Source organism: Aequorivita sp. IT1282 (genome assembly GCF_058068205.1).
Map to the genome: position 1 here is coordinate 1 of NZ_JBYRHR010000009.1, position 19,068 is coordinate 19,068.

Here is a 19,068-nt window from a genome sequence, read left to right on the forward strand (position 1 = left end):
ATGGTGCACCAGTTGCTACAGATGTTGCAACAGTGTATATTAGCATCGATCCAAACAACGGCGCTAATGAAATATTGGCCATTGACGACATCAACGATACCTTTATGAACCTACCAGTAGGTGGGGACGTATCTACCAATGATCAGAATCCTGACGGTCCAGCTGGAACGGAAGTGTTCACCTTGGTAAACGGTCCAACAAGTGGTACCGTGGTATTTAATGCCAATGGAACATACATTTATTCACCAGCTTTAGATTTCGTTGGAACAGATACTTTTGAGTATCAAATATGTGATGGTGGAAATCCAATAGCTTGTGATACAGCGATAGTTACAATTGAGGTTATTAGAATTACAATTGGCAATGATCCGCCAGTTGCAAACAATGATACCAATGTAACGTTAGTTGATGTACCAGTGGGAGGTAATGTACTTGTAAACGACTTCGACCCAGATGGCGATCCAATCGTTGTAACAGCTAACACGGCACCAACTGACGGTACGGTAGTAGTAAATCCTAATGGAACTTACATATACACACCAAATGCAGGTTTTATAGGAGTTGACACATTTGAATATACAATTTGTGATAACGGAACACCAGCACTATGTGATACTGCAGTAGTTACTATTTATATAATAGATTCTAAGGTCAATATTACTATAGCTAATGACGATGCCTATAATGGTGAATTGAACACAATTATTTCTGGTAATGTATTAGACAACGACAATGATCCAGAGGGAGATAATCAAACAGTTGATGTTACTATTAGCCCAATTAGTGGTCCATCAAATGGTACCTTAGTAATTAACGCCAACGGTACATTTGAATACACCCCAGGAGCTGATTTCACCGGAACTGATCAATTTGTTTACGGTATTTTTGATGATGGAAGCCCTGTTGCAACAGATAGAGCTACAGTTTATTTACTTGTTCAAAAAACACCAGCACCTGCAATAGCAGTAGTGAAAACTGGTATTCTTAACGATGAGAATCAAGACGGTTGTTCAAATGTAGATGAAACCATTTCTTACACTTTTACCGTAACTAATGAAGGAAATGTTCCATTGAGCACAATTACTTTAACTGATCCACTATTAGAAGCACCGAATCCAGTTGTGCCTATTATATTGGTGTCAGGAGATGATGGAGATGGAATACTTCAAGAAACTGAAACTTGGATATTTGCTGCAGACTATGCACTTACACAAGTAGATATTGATGCTGGTCAAGTTACAAACCAAGCTACTGTAGAAGGAACTGATCCAGATTTAACAGTGGTGAGCGATTTTTCTGATGATGACAGCGTTCTAGAAGATGACCCAACAGTAACTGTAGTATGTCAGAACCCTATAATTGCACTTATAAAAACTGGTGTTCTTGATGATACAAATGGAGATGGTTGTGCAGATGTAGATGAAGCTATAGATTATACATTTAAAGTATTCAACCTTGGTAATGTTACATTGTCTAACATAACAATTACCGATCCTTTGGTAACCGTTGTTGGAGGGCCAATTGCATTAGCTCCTAACACTACTGATGCAACAACATTTACAGCAAGGTATGTAATTACGCAAACTGATATAGACGCTGGATTTGTTGAGAACCAAGCAACAGTAACTGGTACCGATCCTTTAGGTAATACTGTTAGCGATCTATCTGATGACAATAGTGAATTTGAAAATGATCCAACAATTACAAACATCTGTCAGAACCCTGCAATTGCTTTAATAAAAGTAGGTGTTCCAAATGATGAAAACGATAATGGATGTGCAGACCTTGGAGAAACTATATCGTACACTTTTAGTGTTAAAAACATAGGAAACGTTGAGTTAACTAATGTAATTATTACCGACCCAATGGTAGCTGTTATTGGAGGACCGATTATTTTGGCTGCTGGTCAAGAAGATATATCTACCTTTACGGCAGTGTATACAATTACTCAGACAGATATAGATACAGGATTCATTCAAAACCAAGCTACGGCAGAAGGTACTGCACCTAATGGTAATGTAGTATTTGATCAATCTGATGATACTAGTTATACTGAAGATGATCCTACTATTACAGTTATTTGTCAAGACTTGTCAATTGCACTTGAGAAAACTGGCGTATTTGTAGATGAGAATGATAACGGCTCATCTGATGTTGGTGAAACAATTTCATACCAATTTACAGTAACAAATACTGGAACTGTAACAGTCTATAACATTACATTAGCAGATCCACTACCAGGAATTATTATAACTGGAGGCCCTATCGCTCAATTGGAGCCAGGTGAAGTAGATAATACTACATTTACAGCTAGCTATGCTATAACTCAAGTGGATATAGATAATGGTGAAGTAGTAAACCAAGCAACTGCTACAGGAGAGGATATAGATGGTAATATTGTAGAAGATGATTCTGATGATCCAACAGATCTAACCAATTTCGATAACAACGGAGATGGTGATCCGGATGATCCAACAGTTGTAACGCTTCCATTAGTATTACCTACTACCTTTGAAATATTTAACGGTATTACACCAAATGGCGATGGTTTCAATGACTTCTTCTTAATTGAAGGTATTAGTAACTATCCTATTAATAACGTGAAGATATTCAACAGATGGGGAGTACTTGTCTTTGAAACTGATGGTTATGGAGGTTCTAACGACAACGAAAATACTTTCAAAGGTGTTTCCGAAGGACGAGTAACTGTAGAACAAAACAAAGAATTGCCAACAGGAACATACTTTTATATTCTTACCTTCCCAGAAGATAATCCTGGCCAAGGAAGTTATAACGGATACTTATATATTAACAGATAGAGAAATCAAAAAAATTCCTGGGAGGAATTTCCCTCCCAGGATTAAAATACATAACTATGAAACACAGTTATCTAACACTACTAATTTTGATTTTACTTGGCACGTTTTCAAGTAAAGCGCAGCAGGATCCACAGTACACCCAATACATGTATAATACGCAGGTGGTAAACCCTGCATATGCGGGAAATCGTGAAGTCTTAAGTTTTGGTTTACTCTATCGTACCCAATGGGTCAATTTTGGAGAGGGAGCACCTAATACGGGAACTTTTACGGTAAACTCGCCTGTGGCCGAAAATATGGGTTTAGGGCTATCTGTTGTAAATGATCGCATTGGACCTTCAATTGAAACCAATTTCAATATAGATTATTCATATAGTATTAATACCTCTGATAATGCTAAACTATCTTTCGGTCTTAAAGCTGGTGTGGATATTCTAGACGTTGATTTCACAAAATTGAATATCTTCGATCCGAATGATCCATACTTCCAAGAAAATAATATAGACAACAAACTTCAGCCGCAAATTGGAGCTGGTGTATATTATAATACTGAAAAGTTCTATGCAGGACTATCTGTACCGAACTTCTTAACAACAAAACATTTCGACGTTGGTAGTATTGAAAATACTCAAATAGAAACTACTGCTGCAGAACGTATGCACTTCTTTTTGATCGCTGGTTACGTGTTCGATCTTAGTGATGATTTAAAGTTTAAGCCAGCAGCGCTTGTAAAAATGGTAACAGGTTCACCACTACAAGCAGATGTATCTGCAAACTTCTTGTTATATGATAAAGTTACATTAGGTGCTGCATACAGATGGAGCGCAGCTATGAGTGGATTAGTAGGCTTCCAAGCTACTGATGGTATTTATATAGGCTTCGCGTATGATTACCAAACAACAGACATAGAAGCTTACAGTGATGGTTCTTATGAAATTATGTTTAGGTTTGAATTATTTAACAGACCAGAGCGCGTACTAACCCCAAGATTCTTTTAAAATAGTAAAGATTATGAACACAATTATACGTAACATATTTATTTTCGCATTGGTTGTTCTTACTGCCGGTAGCGCCTTTTCACAAAAAAAGGATATCCAAAAAGCAAACAAGAAGTTTGATAAGTATGCGTATATAGATGCGCGAGAAATCTACTTGAAAGTTGTAGAAGATGGATACGAGTCTGCTCAAATCTTTAAAAATTTGGGAGATACGTATTATTTCAATAGTGATTATTCAAATGCGGCAAAATGGTACTATAAACTAGTAAACCAATTTCCCGATGAAACCGAACCTATATACTATTATAAAGCTGCCCAGTCGTTAAAAAGTTTAGGAAAAAACCAAGAAGCTGATGCCCTTTTACAGGATTATTTGGCAAAGGGAGGTACTGAATTTGTAGTTAATAATTATGTTGACGATCCAGAATATTTAAAGAGTGTTGTTTTTAACTCAAAAAACTTTGGAGTTGATGCAGTATCTGTGAATTCTCCCACTTCAGATTTTGGACCAGCTTTTTATATGAACAATAGAATAATCTTTGCTTCTGCTGGACAAACAGTTACTCCTAAATTCGATGATTGGACTCAAGAACCATATTTAGACCTTTTTATTGCAGATAGAAACGCCGATGGAAAATTAAGTAATGCAGTTCGAGTAGGAGGAGATGTAAATACTGATTATAACGAATCTACACCTACCTTTTCGAAAGATGGAAATACCATGTATTTTACAAGAAATCAAATCTTAGATGGTAAAAAGGACTTTGAGAAAACTAATAAGTTTAAAACACTAAAATTAGCAATTTACAAAGCTACTAGAGCAGGTGAGAACACTTGGAAAAATATTGTAGAATTACCTTTTAATAATGATAGCTATTCTGTTGCTCATCCAGCTTTGAGTCCGGATGAAAAAAGATTGTATTTTTCTTCAGACATGCCGGGAGCCATTGGAATGAATGATATTTGGTTTGTAGAGATTTTGGGAAACAATAGTTATGGCCCCCCAGTAAATTTGGGACCCAACGTAAACACGGGGGGTAGAGATTCTTTTCCGTTTGTTAGCGACAATAACAATCTATATTTTTCAAGCGATGGTCGTTCAGGACTTGGTGGATTCGATATTTTTGTAGCTTCACTCGATGAAAAAGGTATGCCTAGTACAGTTCAGCATTTAGGAGAACCTTCTAACAGTTCTAAAGATGACTTTGGTTTTATTATAAACGAAAAAGATCGTATAGCCTATTTCTCTTCAAATAGAAGTGGAGAGAGAGGAAGTGCTGACGATGAAATTTATTTAATAAAAGAGTCTTGCACAATTACCATAAAGGGAATCGTATTTGATAAAAACACAAAGGAGCCAATAGCTGATGCACAAGTAAGCTTACTTGATGCAAACAATCAATTGGTGAATCAAACCACTTCTGAAATTGATGGCACTTATAGCTTTATAGCTGGATGTGGTATGCAATACATAGTTAGAGGTGTAAAAGTAGACTACACGCCTTACGAAACAACTATTAAAACTCCATTCGTTACAGGAACAGTAGATGTTCCTATTCCATTACAACGTATTGGGTGTGATCCTAATGACTTAAACTGCATTTTGAAACTGCAGCCAATCTATTTCGACTTCGACAAATCTTTCATTCGTCCAGATGCTGAAATTGAATTAGCTAAGATTCTTGCTGCGCTAAGAACATATCCTCAACTTAATATCGACATAGAGTCGCATACAGATTCACGTGGTAATGATAGATACAATCTAGCTCTTTCTGAACGTCGCGCACAATCTACCCTTAAGTGGTTAGTAGGTAAAGGCATCGATAAAAAGAGACTATCTGCAAAAGGATATGGTGAAAGTCGTCTAATAAACAAATGTTCAAACGGCGTGAGTTGTACTGCTGAAGAACATCAACTTAACAGAAGATCCATGTTCATTATAAAGGATTAATTTCAAACTATAAATACTTAAAAAACAAACCCCGGACTCCCTAATTTGCTTAATGAATGTGAAGATCTAACTCACCATAGAATAGAATGAGTGCTTTAGACACTTAGTTTATAAAAACATAAGTAAGCTTTTCAAAAATGGATGCAGGTTTAAATGTAAATTGTTTTTTAAAAACGCAGTATTTTATTATACTGCGTAATAGTACGTTAGTAGTTTTAATGTTGTTCACAAACTTGGTGTTTTCCCAAGAAGTAAAAATAGCCAAGGCTAATGAGCAGTTTAATAAATATGGCTATATAAATGCTCAAGAGATCTATCTAAAGGTTGTTGAGAATGGTTATAGCTCTGCTGAGATTTATAAAAAACTTGGTGATACTTATTATTACAATAGCGACTATGTAAATGCTGAAAAATGGTATTTCAAACTTCTTAATGAATTTCCAAATGGTATTGAAACTGAATACTACTACCGTATTGCGCAAACTTTAAAAAGTGTAAGCAACTACGTGAAGTCTGACGAAATAATGAATATTTATTTCAGTAAGGGCGGCGGAGAAAAGAATATAAAAAAATTCGATAACGATCCTGAATATTTACTAAGCTTAGGCGTACATCCATTTAAATATATAATTAATAGTGTAGCCATCAATACGCGATGGTCAGATTTTAGTCCAACGTACTATAAGGATAAAATCGCTTACTCATCTACTTCCCAAGAGCGTTCAGAATTAAAAGCGCATAATTGGAACAATATGCCTTACTTAGATCTATATACTGCAGATGTGGATGCTGATGGTGGACTTTCTAATCCTAAATTATTAAAAGGAGATGTTAACACTTTCCTCCATGAATCTACTCCTGTTTTTTCAAAGGATGGTAAAACCATGTATTTTACTAGAAACAACTTTAAAGATGGAAAAAAAGGGTATGATAAAGAAAGGGTAATTAGATTAAAAATTTATAGAGCTACTTTAAAAGATGATAAAAAGGGTGAAGAATCCTGGGAAGATATATTAGAGCTTCCTTTTAATGGGCAATCTTTTAGTACAGCTCATCCTGCTTTAAATAACGATGAAAAGCGACTATACTTTGCTTCAGATATGCCTGGTGGTTATGGTAGGTCAGATTTATATAGAGTAGATATTATAAAAGATTCCGTTGGTGAAATTACCTACGGAGTTCCAGTAAACCTAGGGCCAGAAGTAAATACAAGGTCTAGAGAAACATTTCCTTTTATCAGTGAAGATAACAATCTTTATTTTTCTAGTGACGGCCATTTTGGTAATGGTGGGCTCGATATTTACGTGGCAACCTTAGATAATAATGGAAACTTGACTCAGGTTTCTAATTTTGGACCTCCCATAAATACAAATAAAGATGACTTTGGACTGATAATCAAAGAATCTAAAGGGGCTGGATATTACACTTCAAATGCTGCCGGTGGACGTGGTGCTATTGATGATGAAATTTATTATTTCTATGAAAAATGTGTGATGACAATCAATGGTATCGTTACTGATATTGATACCAAAGAATTACTTCCTGGTTCTGAAGTATCACTGCTTAGCGCGGACAATAGAGTTATTGAAACAGTAACTGTCGGTGAAGATGCCGCATTTAGTTTTACCACAGAATGTGACACAAGATATATTATTAGAGCTACCAAAAAAGAATATTACCCAAAAGAAGAAGTTGTTGAGACTCCAAAAGTTGGAGGGGTGATAGATATTGATATTCAATTAAAGCTAAAGCAGCCTTGTCCGCCAAACGATTTAGGTTGTATGCTAGAACTTCAACCTATTTATTTCGATTACGATAAAGACTTTATTCGTCCCGATGCCGAAATAGAATTGGCCAAAATATTATATGCAATGGAACTTTATCCAGAGCTAATAATCCACATTGAATCGCATACAGATTCAAGAGGTAGAGATGCCTATAACATGAAGCTTTCGGAAAGAAGGGCTCAATCTACACTAAATTGGATAGCAGAAAGAGGCATCGACAAATCTCGTTTGACTGCTAAAGGTTACGGAGAAACTTTACTGATAAACCAATGCAGTAACGATGTAGATTGTACCGAAGAAGAACACCAACTCAATAGAAGATCAATGTTTATTATAAAAAATTAGGCTGACCAGATTATATTTATGGAAAAGCGTTCAATAGATACTATTGGGCGCTTTTTACTTTTAGAACAGCCGTCCTTTTCGTATTTTTGAACCCTAAGGCTTTTTAATATGATTGAAGAACAAGTTATCCTCGTTAATGAAAATGATGAGCGATTGGGCTTAATGCCCAAACAGGAGGCGCACGAAAAAGGTGTTCTTCATCGCGCATTCTCAGTTTTCGTATTTAATGATAAAAATGAATTGATGTTGCAACAACGGGCGCTTCACAAATATCATACACCAGGATTGTGGACAAACACTTGCTGCAGTCATCAGCGCGATGGTGAATCATCGCTTGATGCTGGCAAAAGAAGACTTTTTGAAGAAATGGGTTTTTCCACAGATTTGAAAGAAACAACTTCATTCATCTATAAAGCACCTTTCGAGAATGGTCTAATCGAGCACGAATTAGATCATATTCTGATAGGACACTTTGATGGAACGCCGCAAATTAATCCTGAAGAAGTGGCATCATGGAAATGGATGGAGATGGAAGAAGTGAAAAAAGACATTAATAACAATCCGGAGATATATACGGCTTGGTTCAAAATTATATTCGATAAATTTTATCAGCATCTATCTGTATGAGCCTAACTGTTTATAGAAAAGCGCATTTTAACGCAGCCCATCGCCTTTATAGAAAGGAATGGGATGATGCTAAAAACCTAGCTGTATTTGGAAAATGTAGCAACCCTAATTATCATGGACATAACTATGAGTTAGAGGTTGGAGTTTCTGGTGAAATTGATCCAGAAACAGGTTTTTTAATGGACCTCAAAATTTTGAGCAATATTATAAAAGAAGAGATTGAAGATTCATTTGATCACAAAAATTTGAATATTGAAGTTCCAGAATTTAAAAACTTCAATCCCACGGTGGAAAACATAGCCGTGGTAATTTGGAATAAAATTAGAAATCGAATCGATTCGAAATACGGCATTTCAATAAAATTATATGAAACACCCCGTAACTTCGTTGTTTATAACGGAAAGTGATGGTTACAATTTCACCTTTATATCCTTTTAAATTTTACCCTATACTGAAACAAAAAGTTTGGGGAGGAAATAAATTAAATGAGTTATTTCATAAACATGGAAATGATAATATTGGCGAAAGTTGGGAAATAACTGGTGTTGAAGAAAATATTTCAGAAATAGAAAATGGACCACTTAAAGGAAAATCCTTAAGTTGGTTATTAGAAAATTATAAAGAGAAATTAGTTGGAGAGAAAGTGTATAACGCTTTTGGCAATCAATTTCCATTGCTATTTAAATTTATAGACGCCTGCGAAGATCTATCAGTTCAAGTGCATCCGGACGATTCTTTAGCGAAACGACGACATAATTCATTCGGAAAAACTGAAATGTGGTACATTCTCGATGTTGAAAAGGATGGGAGGCTAATTGTAGGTTTTAATCAGCAGATGGATCAAAGTATATATCTTGAATCGCTCTCAAAAAATAGGATTACTGAAATACTAAATTCTGTGCCAGTAAATAAAGGCGAAGCTTTTATTTTAAAACCAGGTACAATCCACGCAATTGGTGCTGGCGTTTTACTGGCTGAAATTCAGCAAACCTCAGATATAACCTATAGAATTTACGATTGGAATAGACCCGACACTAACGGACAGATGCGTGAATTACATACAGATCTAGCCTTGGAGGCGATAGATTTTAGTGTTTCAAAATCTAAAGTAGATTATTCTGAAGCGAAAAATGCTCCCACTCATATTGGAACAACAGATTTTTTTTGTGTGAATAAACTAGTGCTCTCTAAAAGTTACACTAGAGATTTAGAACAAATACCCTCATTTACAGTTTATATGTGTGTGGAAGGGGAAGCAATAATTGAAACCGACGACTTTTCAGAATCAATAAAGATTGGTCAAACAATTTTAATTCCGGCTCAATTACCTGAAATAAAATTTATTACAAATTCAGCAAGCTTTTTGGAGGTGTACATTCCCTAAATGTTCGTACCTTTGCCCGATTTAAAAAATAACCGAGAATAACTAATAGCAATATAAATAACGAATAAAAATGGCAAACGTAAGAGATTTAAAAAAAGACATTAACTATGTTTTGGGCGATATTATTGAAGCTGTCTACATTTGGGAATTAACCAATGCTGATAAGGATAATAAAAAAGCAGAAGCACTTATCGATGAAGCAATCATCACTTTTGATGATCTTATAACAAAGGTAAACCAAAAGGATGTTGACAATAAAAAGAAACATTTTAATACCGTACACGCAGAACTTGAAGAACGAGGTAGAAAACTTATAGATAAGATTAACGCACTATAAGATAGTATCACTCTTTTTACGCATTACAATAAAAGACTCCAATTCCTTACCGTATTTGGAGTCTTTTATTTTTGGTGCAAGCGCATTATAAACGGTATCTAAATATTTTATATTAGTATTATAAGCTTCACTCAATACTAAATAAGGAGCTACTTCGTAATCTTTATTGTTTAGCGCAAAGTTTATTGTTGTAAAATATTTACTGCTAATCAATGACCGTTTCTTTCGGTTTAAATCCATTTCTAACGAGTCGTTATTTTTCTTTCCGCTTTTAAGACGTTGCTCAATGTATTCTAAATTTTTTACAATGTAGCGTTGCTTGATTTTATCGAATTCTTTTAAAATACTATCGTTTTCGGAGCCTTTTACAACTGCAGCGTTTCCGAAATTTTTCAGGTTCGTTTGAATATTGATTGGTCCGCTTTCAGCAAAAAACGTTATACGGTCATCGCGTAGTGTTCCGTCCTTCAATCTCACATATAAATAATAGATTTCTGGACTCTTCACCTCTTCAGAAAAAGTAAATTCCGAACTCCCATCAACAATAATTGAGTCTACAGTAACTAACAAAGTATCTTCGAATTTTTGCAGAAGTATAGTGCCTTTCTTCAAGCCTTTTACATTGCCCGTAAGATTCATCATGTCTGTATTTGTAGAACAGCCAATTAAGGTCAGAAATACTATTGTAATAGAAAGGAAATAACGCATTTTGTATTTTTTTAAAGGTCAGGCTAAGGCTGAAAACAGCTTCGGTTTACGAAGCTGCAAATATGGATATTTTTTTTGAAATTTTATCCGCCAGAAGCCAATTGCATTAAAACTGTACATAAAATTGCTGCCACCGTTCCTATAGCATATCCGAACACAGCCAAGAGTACGCCAACCGTCGCTAATGAAGGGTGAAATGCTGAAGCAACAATGGGTGCCGATGCTGCGCCACCAACATTGGCTTGACTTCCAACGGCCAAGAAAAAGTATGGAGCTCGAACTAATTTGGCTACTAAAATCATTATTCCGGCGTGTACTGTCATCCAAACTAATCCTATAACAATAAGCCACATATTGTCGAAAATTAGCGTCAGATCCATTTTCATTCCGATACTCGCCACCAAAATGTAGATAAAAACACTTCCAAATTTACTTGCTCCAGCACCTTCGTATGTTTTTGCCTTGGTAAAGGAAAGTAACACCCCAATAATTGTAGTAATGGTTATCATCCAAAAGAAACTAGAATCTAGGAATGTAAATATGTTTCGGGTTATGCCTTTTGGAATTCCATCTACTACCGAAGTAAAGAAAGCACTTATATAATTCGCTCCAAAATGTGCGAAACTAACAGTCCCAAAAGCGATTGCTGCTAGAATCATCAAATCCTTCAAAGTAGGATTTCGATCTACCTTTTTAGAATATTCTGAGACTTTATCTTTTAAGTTATCTATAGCAGAAGTGTCTGCCTTCAGCCATTTATCGATCTTTGCCGATTTCCCAATTCCGAAGAGAACAATTGCCATCCAAATATTTGCAACAACAATATCTACGAAAACCATTCCGCCGTAAAGCTTTTGGTTGTAGCCGTAAATTTCTAACATTGCGGTTTGGTTAGCACCGCCGCCAATCCAACTTCCCGCCAATGTGGATAGCCCACGCCAAACTGCATCGGCTCCTTCGCCACCTACAGCCTCTGGATGAATTGTACCTACAATTAATACCGCCAAAGGTCCACCAATTACAATACCTGCAGTACCTGCCAAAAACATTATTAGTGCTTTTGGTCCCAAATTATAAACTCCTTTTATATCTATACTCAGCGTCATTAATACCAATGCTGCAGGTAATAAATAACGGCTAGACATATAGTATAAACTAGATTCTCCTACAGTTGGCTCACCAGTTTCTGAAACAGAAATCCATTCTGGTGAAATAAGTCCGGAGGTTGTAAATAGGGCGGGGATGAAGTACGCCATAAAAAGCGCTGGAACAACACCGTAAAATTTCTTCCAGAATCCTTCTTCTTTTGAGGATGTGTAAAAAATGAAGCCTAAGGCAATCATTAATATACCAAAAACGATAGTGTCATTGGTAAAAAGGGGAGTAGTGTCCTTTATAATTTCGATGGCTGTATCCTGCATTTTTAATGGTTTTGCTGCAAAATACAATTATTTTTTAATTTGAATTATTTTTTGATGAAATCGCTAATTATGGTGATCACTTTAGGAATAATGGGAAGATTGTAAATATTGTAGGACTTGCTGTTTTCCAGATCATTACCCTCAATTTCTTTTAAGATATGATTCATGTCTTGGATAATTTCATATTCTGCATCGGGCTTAGCCTGTTGCAATAATTCTGCTTCGGAAACTTGCACCTGAATATCCTTTCCGCCATTAAGTATTAATACTGGTATATTGAGTTTTGTGATTTCAACTTTTGGATTGTATTGCATCCACGTATAAATAAAAGGTTGTATTTCCTTTCTAAAAATGGAAGCCAAACCTGGACTGTAATTATATGCCACCCCATCAGCTCGAAGATCGTCAAATGAAGTTCGTGCGCTGTCTACAAGTCCCGGTGCCTGTTGGGATAATTGGTCTACAATTACATCGTCTATTTCCTGCCCAGCTCCAGCTATGGAAATAAAACCATCTGCACCATTTCGTGCAGCTACCATCCCAATAAGCGATCCTTGACCATGGCCAATTATATATATTTTTGAAAAGCGTTTGTCTTTTTTAAAGTAATTAAGAATTGCAATAGCATCTCCAATAAAATCGTCAAACCGAATGTTTTTTTCATTTAGAGCGTTGCTCTTCATTTGTTTTACAATTCTTTTATCATACCTAAAGGAAGCAATATTATTTTTGTAAAGTCCTTCAGCTAATAATTTTAGTGAATTGTTAACCATCATTTGTTGGTTTCCATTTCTATCTGTTGGACCACTATCTCCAATTAATATTGCCAACAATTGCTTTTCATTGGTTTCGGGAATTAAAAGAGTTCCATCAATGAGTGGCGTAATTTTCAGGTCTTCAGAAATGTAATTTTTGTTCTGTGCCGTAGCTATTCCTATGAAAAAAAGAAAAATTATAAGAATTCGTTTCATAAGTATTTTTTTAGTCCCTACAGATTAATGGTATACTTTAACACAAAAAACGCGGTAATATTGCTTTGTATTCACCCCAAGCAAAAAAATGTAAAGTGGCGAAAACGATTATAAATGTAGCTAAATCCGTGCGTATAATTCTTTTTATTTTTTTGAAAAGTTTAGAATCAATTTTGAAGTTATGGTTGCTATCTTTGCTTCCATTAAATTTTGATGGAAAATTAAAGTTATAAATATGAAAAGAGTTGTTGCAATTATATTGGTCTTATTATTTTCAAATAACATTTTTGCCATAGACGATTGGGGTAAGACAGGCCATAGAGTAGTTGGTGAAGTTGCCGATGAATATTTAAATAAAAAAGCTGGAAAGGAAATCGCGAAAATATTAGACGGACACTCCCTAGCTTTTGTAGCAAATTATGGTGATGACATTAAAAGTGACCGTAATTATGATAAGTACCGACCTTGGCATTATGTAAGTTTTCCGTTTGGGGACAAATATGAAACTCATCCTAAAAGTGAAGATGGCGATATAATTCAGGCAATTGAAAATTGTATTTCTGCACTAAAAAGCGAAAAGTCTACCAAAGGTGAAAAGGCTTTTTACCTTAAAATGTTGGTTCACTTTATAGGAGATTTACATCAGCCTTTGCATATTGGTTTAGCTGAGGATAAAGGGGGAAATGATTTTCAAGTTCGTTGGTTTAAGGATGGCACAAATCTACACGCTGTATGGGATTCAAAAATGATCGATTCGTATAATATGTCTTATACAGAACTAGCTGCAAATACCGATGTACTTTCGAAGCAGCAGGTAGCTGTTATTCAAAAAGGCACTGTTTTAGATTGGATGTATGAAAGCCGTGAGCTTTGTGAAGAGATTTACAAGAATACTGAAGTTGGTGAAAGCCTAGGTTACGGTTATATGTATAAGTATACAGACACTTTTCGCTTTCAACTTCAAAAAGGTGGAATTCGTTTAGCAGAAATTTTAAATAAAATTTTCAGTTAAATAAAGAAATCTTCCTTCACCTAAGTATATAAATACGCCCAATACATTAGTCCAAATTGTAGTGGCAGTCTTAGAAGAAGCAACCATTTAGGTAGTTTCATCGCTGCTTTTTCATTTTGGAGCATATAAATGTGAATAGGTATAAACACTATTAGCATTGCAATAATTCCCCAAGCTGCTCCTTCTTGGGTGTTTTTATTCATTAGCATAAAGCCAAGCACCATTTCTACCATACCGCTCAACATTACCATTGTACTTTGAACAGGAATATACGGAGGCATGATGCGCTCGTATATTTTTGGTTTTCGAAAATGATTCATTCCGGCAAGCACAAATAGCACTCCCATTAAATATTGATGCCAAGGTAACATAGCTTATTTTTAAGATTTTAAAAGTAATCTTTTTGAGGCTCTTGTCATGCTTCATTTTACTAAAAAGTGAAAGCCTCCCTATTTTTAGTAGGAAGGCTTTCTTTTTTAAATTGATTATTTATAATAGAAAAATTAGTCTTTAATTAAACGCTTCACTGTACTAGCGTTATCACCAATAATCTGTACCATGTAAATTCCAGCGGCAAGAGATGAAACATCTACTGCTTTTTCGCCTTGCATTGTACGAAGGTCTACTTGGTTTACAAGTCTTCCGTTTATGTCATAAATCATCAATTTCTCTAGAGAGATGTTGGTCTTGTTAACAAGGTTTACAACATTGCTCGCTGGGTTTGGATATAAAGCCACACCAGCTTCCAAAGAGTTTTGATTCACACCAAGGACAGATAGAACTGTAAGTTCAAAATCACAAGATGACATATTTCCGTATTCATCAGTAGCGGTAAAACTAATAGTGTAAACACCATCAGGCAATGCCGTACCTGCAGCAGGAACTTGAGTTGTATTAGTAACTGGGTCTGTACAGTTATCGTCAGCTATGGCTTCTCCAGTTGCAAAATAATCTGGTAAAATATAGAATATATTACCTGGTCCTGGATCAACTGTTTGGTCTGCAGGGCAAGTAATCACTGGAGCCAATCTGTCAACAACAATAATGTTTGCTGAACAAGAAGCTAAATTGCCACTTCCGTCTGTTACAAAAACAGTAACTAGAATTGGCGCTCCTATATCTGCACAACTTACGGTAGGTACATCTACTGCAGCGGTAGCAATTCCACAAGCTTCAATTACACTGTTGATAATATCATAAGGATCAATGGAAGCAGTACCGTTAGGGCCTAATTCAATAACAACATCAGTATTTGTGTTTGCGTATGAATAATTTATACCCCAAGAGTTAAGTGTACCTGTATCACCACCCGCAGCATCAGAAATAGTAATAATCCAATTACCCATTGTGCTTTCACCATTGAAAGCAGAAAGAGGATTGTTAGGTGTGAATGTACCGTCAATTGTTGGTACTCCAGCACCACACTGGCTCTCTACTGGGCCTGTTCCTGCATCATCAAGTGTAGCTAAGATATCATCTCCACTACAACCAAATCCTGATCCAGTATAACCTGGTCTATCAACTATTGTAACAGACGTGCCTGCGGGTGAAGTAATTGTTGTACTAACATCACCAACCCAAGAATGCGTAACATTTAGATTAATATTTAAATCTGAAATAATTACATCTTCAGCTATAGTTATGCTTGAAGTTACTCCAATTGGATCACCATCTGGAATAGCTAATGCAGGACTGTCAGATACCGTTGCGCTAACTGTTGGCTCTGGGCCACAAGTAATAACAGGTGCAATATTGTCTATTACATTTACAACTGCCATACAGGTAGAAGAGTTTCCACTAGCATCTGTAACAGTTACCTCAACAATGTTTTCACCTAAATCTGCACAAGTGAATTCTAAACCAGAACCACCACTAGTTACATAATGGATAGTTCCATTCCAAATACGTGGTGAAAATACCGATCCAGTAAATATTCCTGAAACAGCTTTACCTAAGGCTAACGATAGGTCTGCATTGTCGAAGCATTGATTTCCAGGACATCCGGTTCCGTTAGTGTAGTTTACATCAACATCCATCGTAATGGCTATACCATAGGTGGTATTTGCTGTTAACGTAACTGGTGTTGCAAGAACGGCATTGCTAGGAAGATCAGTTCCAAGAGCGGTACCGGCACCTGAACTTTTAGGGGCTCCCCAAGCAGCGGCATTGGTTTCATTGCCAACGTGAGTTCCCACCAAGGTGTAGAAATTTAAATTGAAAGGACCTGTAGCATCCGTATTTACATCAAGATCGGTGATGTCAATATCATTTGGTCCTACGGTAAGGTCATACATTACAGTCCAGTTTGCAGATCCGCCATTGTTTGTAGCGAATAAAGTAGTAAGAGAACCCATTGTTCCTCCACCAACACCTCCGGCAGTAATGGTATATCCACAAGCTTCATTTACACCAGTAACAAGATCGTTAGGATTTACAGAAGCCATTCCATTTGCATCAAGGAAAACATCAAGTCCTCCACCAGCTGCAGATTCATAGCTTAATAAGAAGGTGTCAACACCAGCTCCCCAATTCCATCCAGCATTTTCATCATCAAAGGTGAATCGAACTTGAAATGCTGCATTTACAAAGGCAGAAACATTTATATTTCCAGTGTTTGTAGGATTTGTATCTGCATTGTCGATAATAAAAACTTGTTGCCAAGCAGTACCATCCCAAACTTCAGCAAATAAAACTCCTGAGCCAGCAAAATCCTGAAGTGCATAATCAAACGAAAGTTGTACGTTGCTTGCACTCGTTAAATCATAGACAGGAGATAAAAGACTCGCTATATTTGCAGTTCCAGGTCCAGCGGCATCATCGTCAAAAATTGCTGCATTGGTTGTAAAATCACCACCAGTTGGCATATCTCCGCTTCCAAAGGTCCAATCATGTCCGCCAGAATTAATTACAGTAGTCCATCCAGTTGGGATGGTAGCACCTTCAAAATCTTCAGATTCTGAGAAAATTCCAAAGCCACCTACGCAGAATACTTCAGGAGGAGTAACATCCTGAACAGTTACTGTTGAAGTACAAGTTGCAGTTCTTCCTGCCGTATCGGTAACGGTCATTGTTATGGTATTAGCACCAACATTCGAGCAATCGAATGAAGACATGCTTAAAGTTCTAGACGCTATGGCGCAGTTGTCCGTAGATCCGTTATCAATATCAGCAGCTGTAATTGTTGCCATACCAGTAACCGGGTCTAAATCTATAGTGATGTCCTGGCACATTGCAACAGGATTTTGATTATCTACAACCGTAACTACAAAGTTACAAGATGAAGTATTGCCATCGCTATCGGTAACAGCCATTGTTACCGTTGTATCGCCCACGGGGAAAGTACTGCCGCTTGGTGGTGTTGCTACAATATCGCCAGAGATGTTGCCATCTTCGGTGTCAAAAGCTATTCCTGCAAAGTTAGCCACGGCACCACAGGTCCCGGGTGAGTTGTTTGCAGTTATGTTTGATGGACAAACTATAGTTGGTGCGTTGCCTATAATAGGGAATCCTGCAACATTAAGTTGAAAGGGCCCGGTAGCTGAACCGAAACCATGAACTAAAACATAATAAGTAGTTGCTGGAGTAGTGGCAAATTGTACTCTACTTTGCAGACCACAAAAATCATCATTGCCAGTTACGCATATAAAACCTGCACAACTTCCACGATATACACTTAGTTTTGAATCATAAGCAGTTGAAGTACATAAATCTAGCGTAACAGTAGCACCGGCACCGCTATTATCGGTAAATTTATACCAAACTCCGGGTGCAGTTACGGTGGTGATACACGTTGGCGCTGCATCTATAGACGCAAAAACAGTTGTTCCGTTTATTGGTCCATTTCCGGCAATCGTAATAGCGTTCGCACATAAATCATTTGGTGGGGCAGCTTCTGCTTCTATTTTTAAGGCGAAATTATTTAAAACGCCGCCAAAAGCTCGTGCGCATCCATTGTTGGCCACTGCGCTTCCACATCGTTGAACAACGCCGGTAGGTGGATCTCCCGCGGGTTGTGAGCCAATTGCTATATTTTCATTTAATATCCAGTAAACATCATTTCTACTTGCGTTTAAGGCAACTGAAATTTCATTGTCTGTCTCAGAATAAATATTAACATTGGGCAATGTAAAAACTACCGAATAAATAGAGCCTATTGGGCCAGGGGTTACAGCTTGTGTTACTGAAGACGCCGGAATTAAAGTTCCGGGACCGCTACCGCAAGCACCAGCCGCTCCGTTGGTGGTGCAGTCTGTATAAATACGTAGGTTTAAATTGTAAGGAGCATTAGAAGCAAGATTAAAAACTTCGACAGTAATAGTTTGTAAAACTCTATTTGTTCCCGCTAGTACTATAGCATCCGCCATAGAGGTGTTTGGACCATTTGCAGCGGCCGTTATTTCGGCTCCATTTGCCCCAGTATGGCTGGTTTCATAAATAGTTGATACGGCACGCGATTGTGTTGTTTGAATCTGTGAAGATTGCACATTACGAATTCCCGTAGCTAACCTTTCTTCTTGAGCTTCTGCGAAAAGCGTCGCAAACAGCGTCAGAAGCAAGAAAAGAGTAATTTTTTTCATAATTAAAGTTATTTATAGTTATACCATTAAAAGTATGTTAAATATTTGAAATTAGCTCCTTTATGAAAGGTTATTTCTATGAAAATTTAAAAATTTTAAGAAAATTATTATTTTTTATTCATCTCTGTTCA

The 19,068-nt window shown here is 36.6% G+C and carries 14 protein-coding genes; 9 read left to right on the forward strand and 5 right to left on the reverse strand.

Annotated elements, in window-relative coordinates; genetic code table 11:
• The 8 genes from AC3RVG_RS15695 to AC3RVG_RS15730 form a co-directional block, all read left to right on the forward strand.
• A partial coding sequence (locus tag AC3RVG_RS15695) for a DUF7507 domain-containing protein (protein ID WP_489692426.1) occupies positions 1-2,819 on the forward strand: 2,819 nt, incomplete at its 5' end.
• A gap of 56 nt (positions 2,820-2,875) precedes the next feature.
• A complete protein-coding gene (locus AC3RVG_RS15700; RefSeq protein WP_489692427.1) occupies positions 2,876-3,817 on the forward strand; it encodes a PorP/SprF family type IX secretion system membrane protein in 942 nt (313 codons plus the stop codon).
• Positions 3,818-3,830: 13 nt separating this feature from the next.
• Complete coding sequence (locus AC3RVG_RS15705) at positions 3,831-5,768, forward strand: OmpA family protein (RefSeq protein WP_489692428.1); 1,938 nt, start codon at positions 3,831-3,833, stop codon at positions 5,766-5,768.
• A gap of 137 nt (positions 5,769-5,905) precedes the next feature.
• Complete coding sequence (locus AC3RVG_RS15710) at positions 5,906-7,900, forward strand: OmpA family protein (RefSeq protein WP_489692429.1); 1,995 nt, start codon at positions 5,906-5,908, stop codon at positions 7,898-7,900.
• Between the two features lie 108 nt (positions 7,901-8,008).
• Positions 8,009-8,527, forward strand: a complete 519-nt coding sequence (gene idi / locus AC3RVG_RS15715) for an isopentenyl-diphosphate Delta-isomerase (RefSeq protein WP_489692430.1) — start codon at positions 8,009-8,011, stop codon at positions 8,525-8,527.
• Positions 8,524-8,934: a 6-pyruvoyl trahydropterin synthase family protein gene (locus tag AC3RVG_RS15720; protein ID WP_489692431.1), complete on the forward strand. Its 411-nt coding sequence runs from the start codon at positions 8,524-8,526 to the stop codon at positions 8,932-8,934. Before idi ends, AC3RVG_RS15720 begins: the two co-directional genes overlap by 4 nt.
• Complete coding sequence (locus AC3RVG_RS15725) at positions 8,934-9,911, forward strand: type I phosphomannose isomerase catalytic subunit (protein WP_489692432.1); 978 nt, start codon at positions 8,934-8,936, stop codon at positions 9,909-9,911. The genes AC3RVG_RS15720 and AC3RVG_RS15725 overlap by 1 nt, the downstream gene beginning before the upstream one ends.
• A gap of 70 nt (positions 9,912-9,981) precedes the next feature.
• Positions 9,982-10,248, forward strand: coding sequence for a hypothetical protein (locus AC3RVG_RS15730; RefSeq protein ID WP_489692433.1), 267 nt, complete (start codon positions 9,982-9,984; stop codon positions 10,246-10,248).
• Here AC3RVG_RS15730 and AC3RVG_RS15735 read toward each other — a convergent pair.
• From AC3RVG_RS15735 to AC3RVG_RS15745, 3 genes are all read right to left on the reverse strand, one after another.
• Complete coding sequence (locus tag AC3RVG_RS15735; protein ID WP_489692434.1) at positions 10,243-10,956, reverse strand: DUF4369 domain-containing protein; 714 nt, start codon at positions 10,954-10,956, stop codon at positions 10,243-10,245. The two genes, AC3RVG_RS15730 and AC3RVG_RS15735, sit on opposite strands and share 6 nt — an antisense overlap.
• An 83-nt stretch (positions 10,957-11,039) precedes the next feature.
• On the reverse strand, positions 11,040-12,377 hold the full coding sequence (locus AC3RVG_RS15740; protein WP_489692435.1) for a DUF819 family protein: 1,338 nt from the start codon (positions 12,375-12,377) through the stop codon (positions 11,040-11,042).
• Between the two features lie 44 nt (positions 12,378-12,421).
• On the reverse strand, positions 12,422-13,348 hold the full coding sequence (locus tag AC3RVG_RS15745; RefSeq protein WP_489692436.1) for an alpha/beta hydrolase: 927 nt from the start codon (positions 13,346-13,348) through the stop codon (positions 12,422-12,424).
• A gap of 235 nt (positions 13,349-13,583) precedes the next feature.
• On the opposite strand from AC3RVG_RS15745, the gene AC3RVG_RS15750 reads away from it, so the two are divergent.
• Positions 13,584-14,360: a S1/P1 nuclease gene (locus AC3RVG_RS15750; RefSeq protein WP_489692437.1), complete on the forward strand. Its 777-nt coding sequence runs from the start codon at positions 13,584-13,586 to the stop codon at positions 14,358-14,360.
• A gap of 20 nt (positions 14,361-14,380) precedes the next feature.
• Here AC3RVG_RS15750 and AC3RVG_RS15755 read toward each other — a convergent pair whose 3' ends face one another.
• Positions 14,381-14,731: a DoxX family protein gene (locus AC3RVG_RS15755; protein ID WP_489692438.1), complete on the reverse strand. Its 351-nt coding sequence runs from the start codon at positions 14,729-14,731 to the stop codon at positions 14,381-14,383.
• A gap of 132 nt (positions 14,732-14,863) precedes the next feature.
• The gene (locus AC3RVG_RS15760; RefSeq protein ID WP_489692439.1) at positions 14,864-18,937 is read right to left on the reverse strand and encodes an HYR domain-containing protein; all 4,074 of its coding nucleotides are present in this window, start codon (positions 18,935-18,937) and stop codon (positions 14,864-14,866) included.
• Positions 18,938-19,068 lie beyond the last annotated feature (131 nt).

Bases quoted from the DNA above. Each gene is read 5' to 3' on its own strand.
- AC3RVG_RS15755 (WP_489692438.1), bottom strand. From the start codon at position 14,731: ATGTTACCTTGGCATCAATATTTAATGGGAGTGCTATTTGTGCTTGCC.
- idi (WP_489692430.1), top strand. From the start codon at position 8,009: ATGATTGAAGAACAAGTTATCCTCGTTAATGAAAATGATGAGCGATTG.
- AC3RVG_RS15700 (WP_489692427.1), top strand. From the start codon at position 2,876: ATGAAACACAGTTATCTAACACTACTAATTTTGATTTTACTTGGCACG.
- AC3RVG_RS15735 (WP_489692434.1), bottom strand. From the start codon at position 10,956: ATGCGTTATTTCCTTTCTATTACAATAGTATTTCTGACCTTAATTGGC.
- AC3RVG_RS15750 (WP_489692437.1), top strand. From the start codon at position 13,584: ATGAAAAGAGTTGTTGCAATTATATTGGTCTTATTATTTTCAAATAAC.
- AC3RVG_RS15760 (WP_489692439.1), bottom strand. From the start codon at position 18,937: ATGAAAAAAATTACTCTTTTCTTGCTTCTGACGCTGTTTGCGACGCTT.
- AC3RVG_RS15710 (WP_489692429.1), top strand. From the start codon at position 5,906: ATGGATGCAGGTTTAAATGTAAATTGTTTTTTAAAAACGCAGTATTTT.
- AC3RVG_RS15740 (WP_489692435.1), bottom strand. From the start codon at position 12,377: ATGCAGGATACAGCCATCGAAATTATAAAGGACACTACTCCCCTTTTT.
- AC3RVG_RS15725 (WP_489692432.1), top strand. From the start codon at position 8,934: ATGGTTACAATTTCACCTTTATATCCTTTTAAATTTTACCCTATACTG.
- AC3RVG_RS15730 (WP_489692433.1), top strand. From the start codon at position 9,982: ATGGCAAACGTAAGAGATTTAAAAAAAGACATTAACTATGTTTTGGGC.
- AC3RVG_RS15705 (WP_489692428.1), top strand. From the start codon at position 3,831: ATGAACACAATTATACGTAACATATTTATTTTCGCATTGGTTGTTCTT.
- AC3RVG_RS15745 (WP_489692436.1), bottom strand. From the start codon at position 13,348: ATGAAACGAATTCTTATAATTTTTCTTTTTTTCATAGGAATAGCTACG.
- AC3RVG_RS15720 (WP_489692431.1), top strand. From the start codon at position 8,524: ATGAGCCTAACTGTTTATAGAAAAGCGCATTTTAACGCAGCCCATCGC.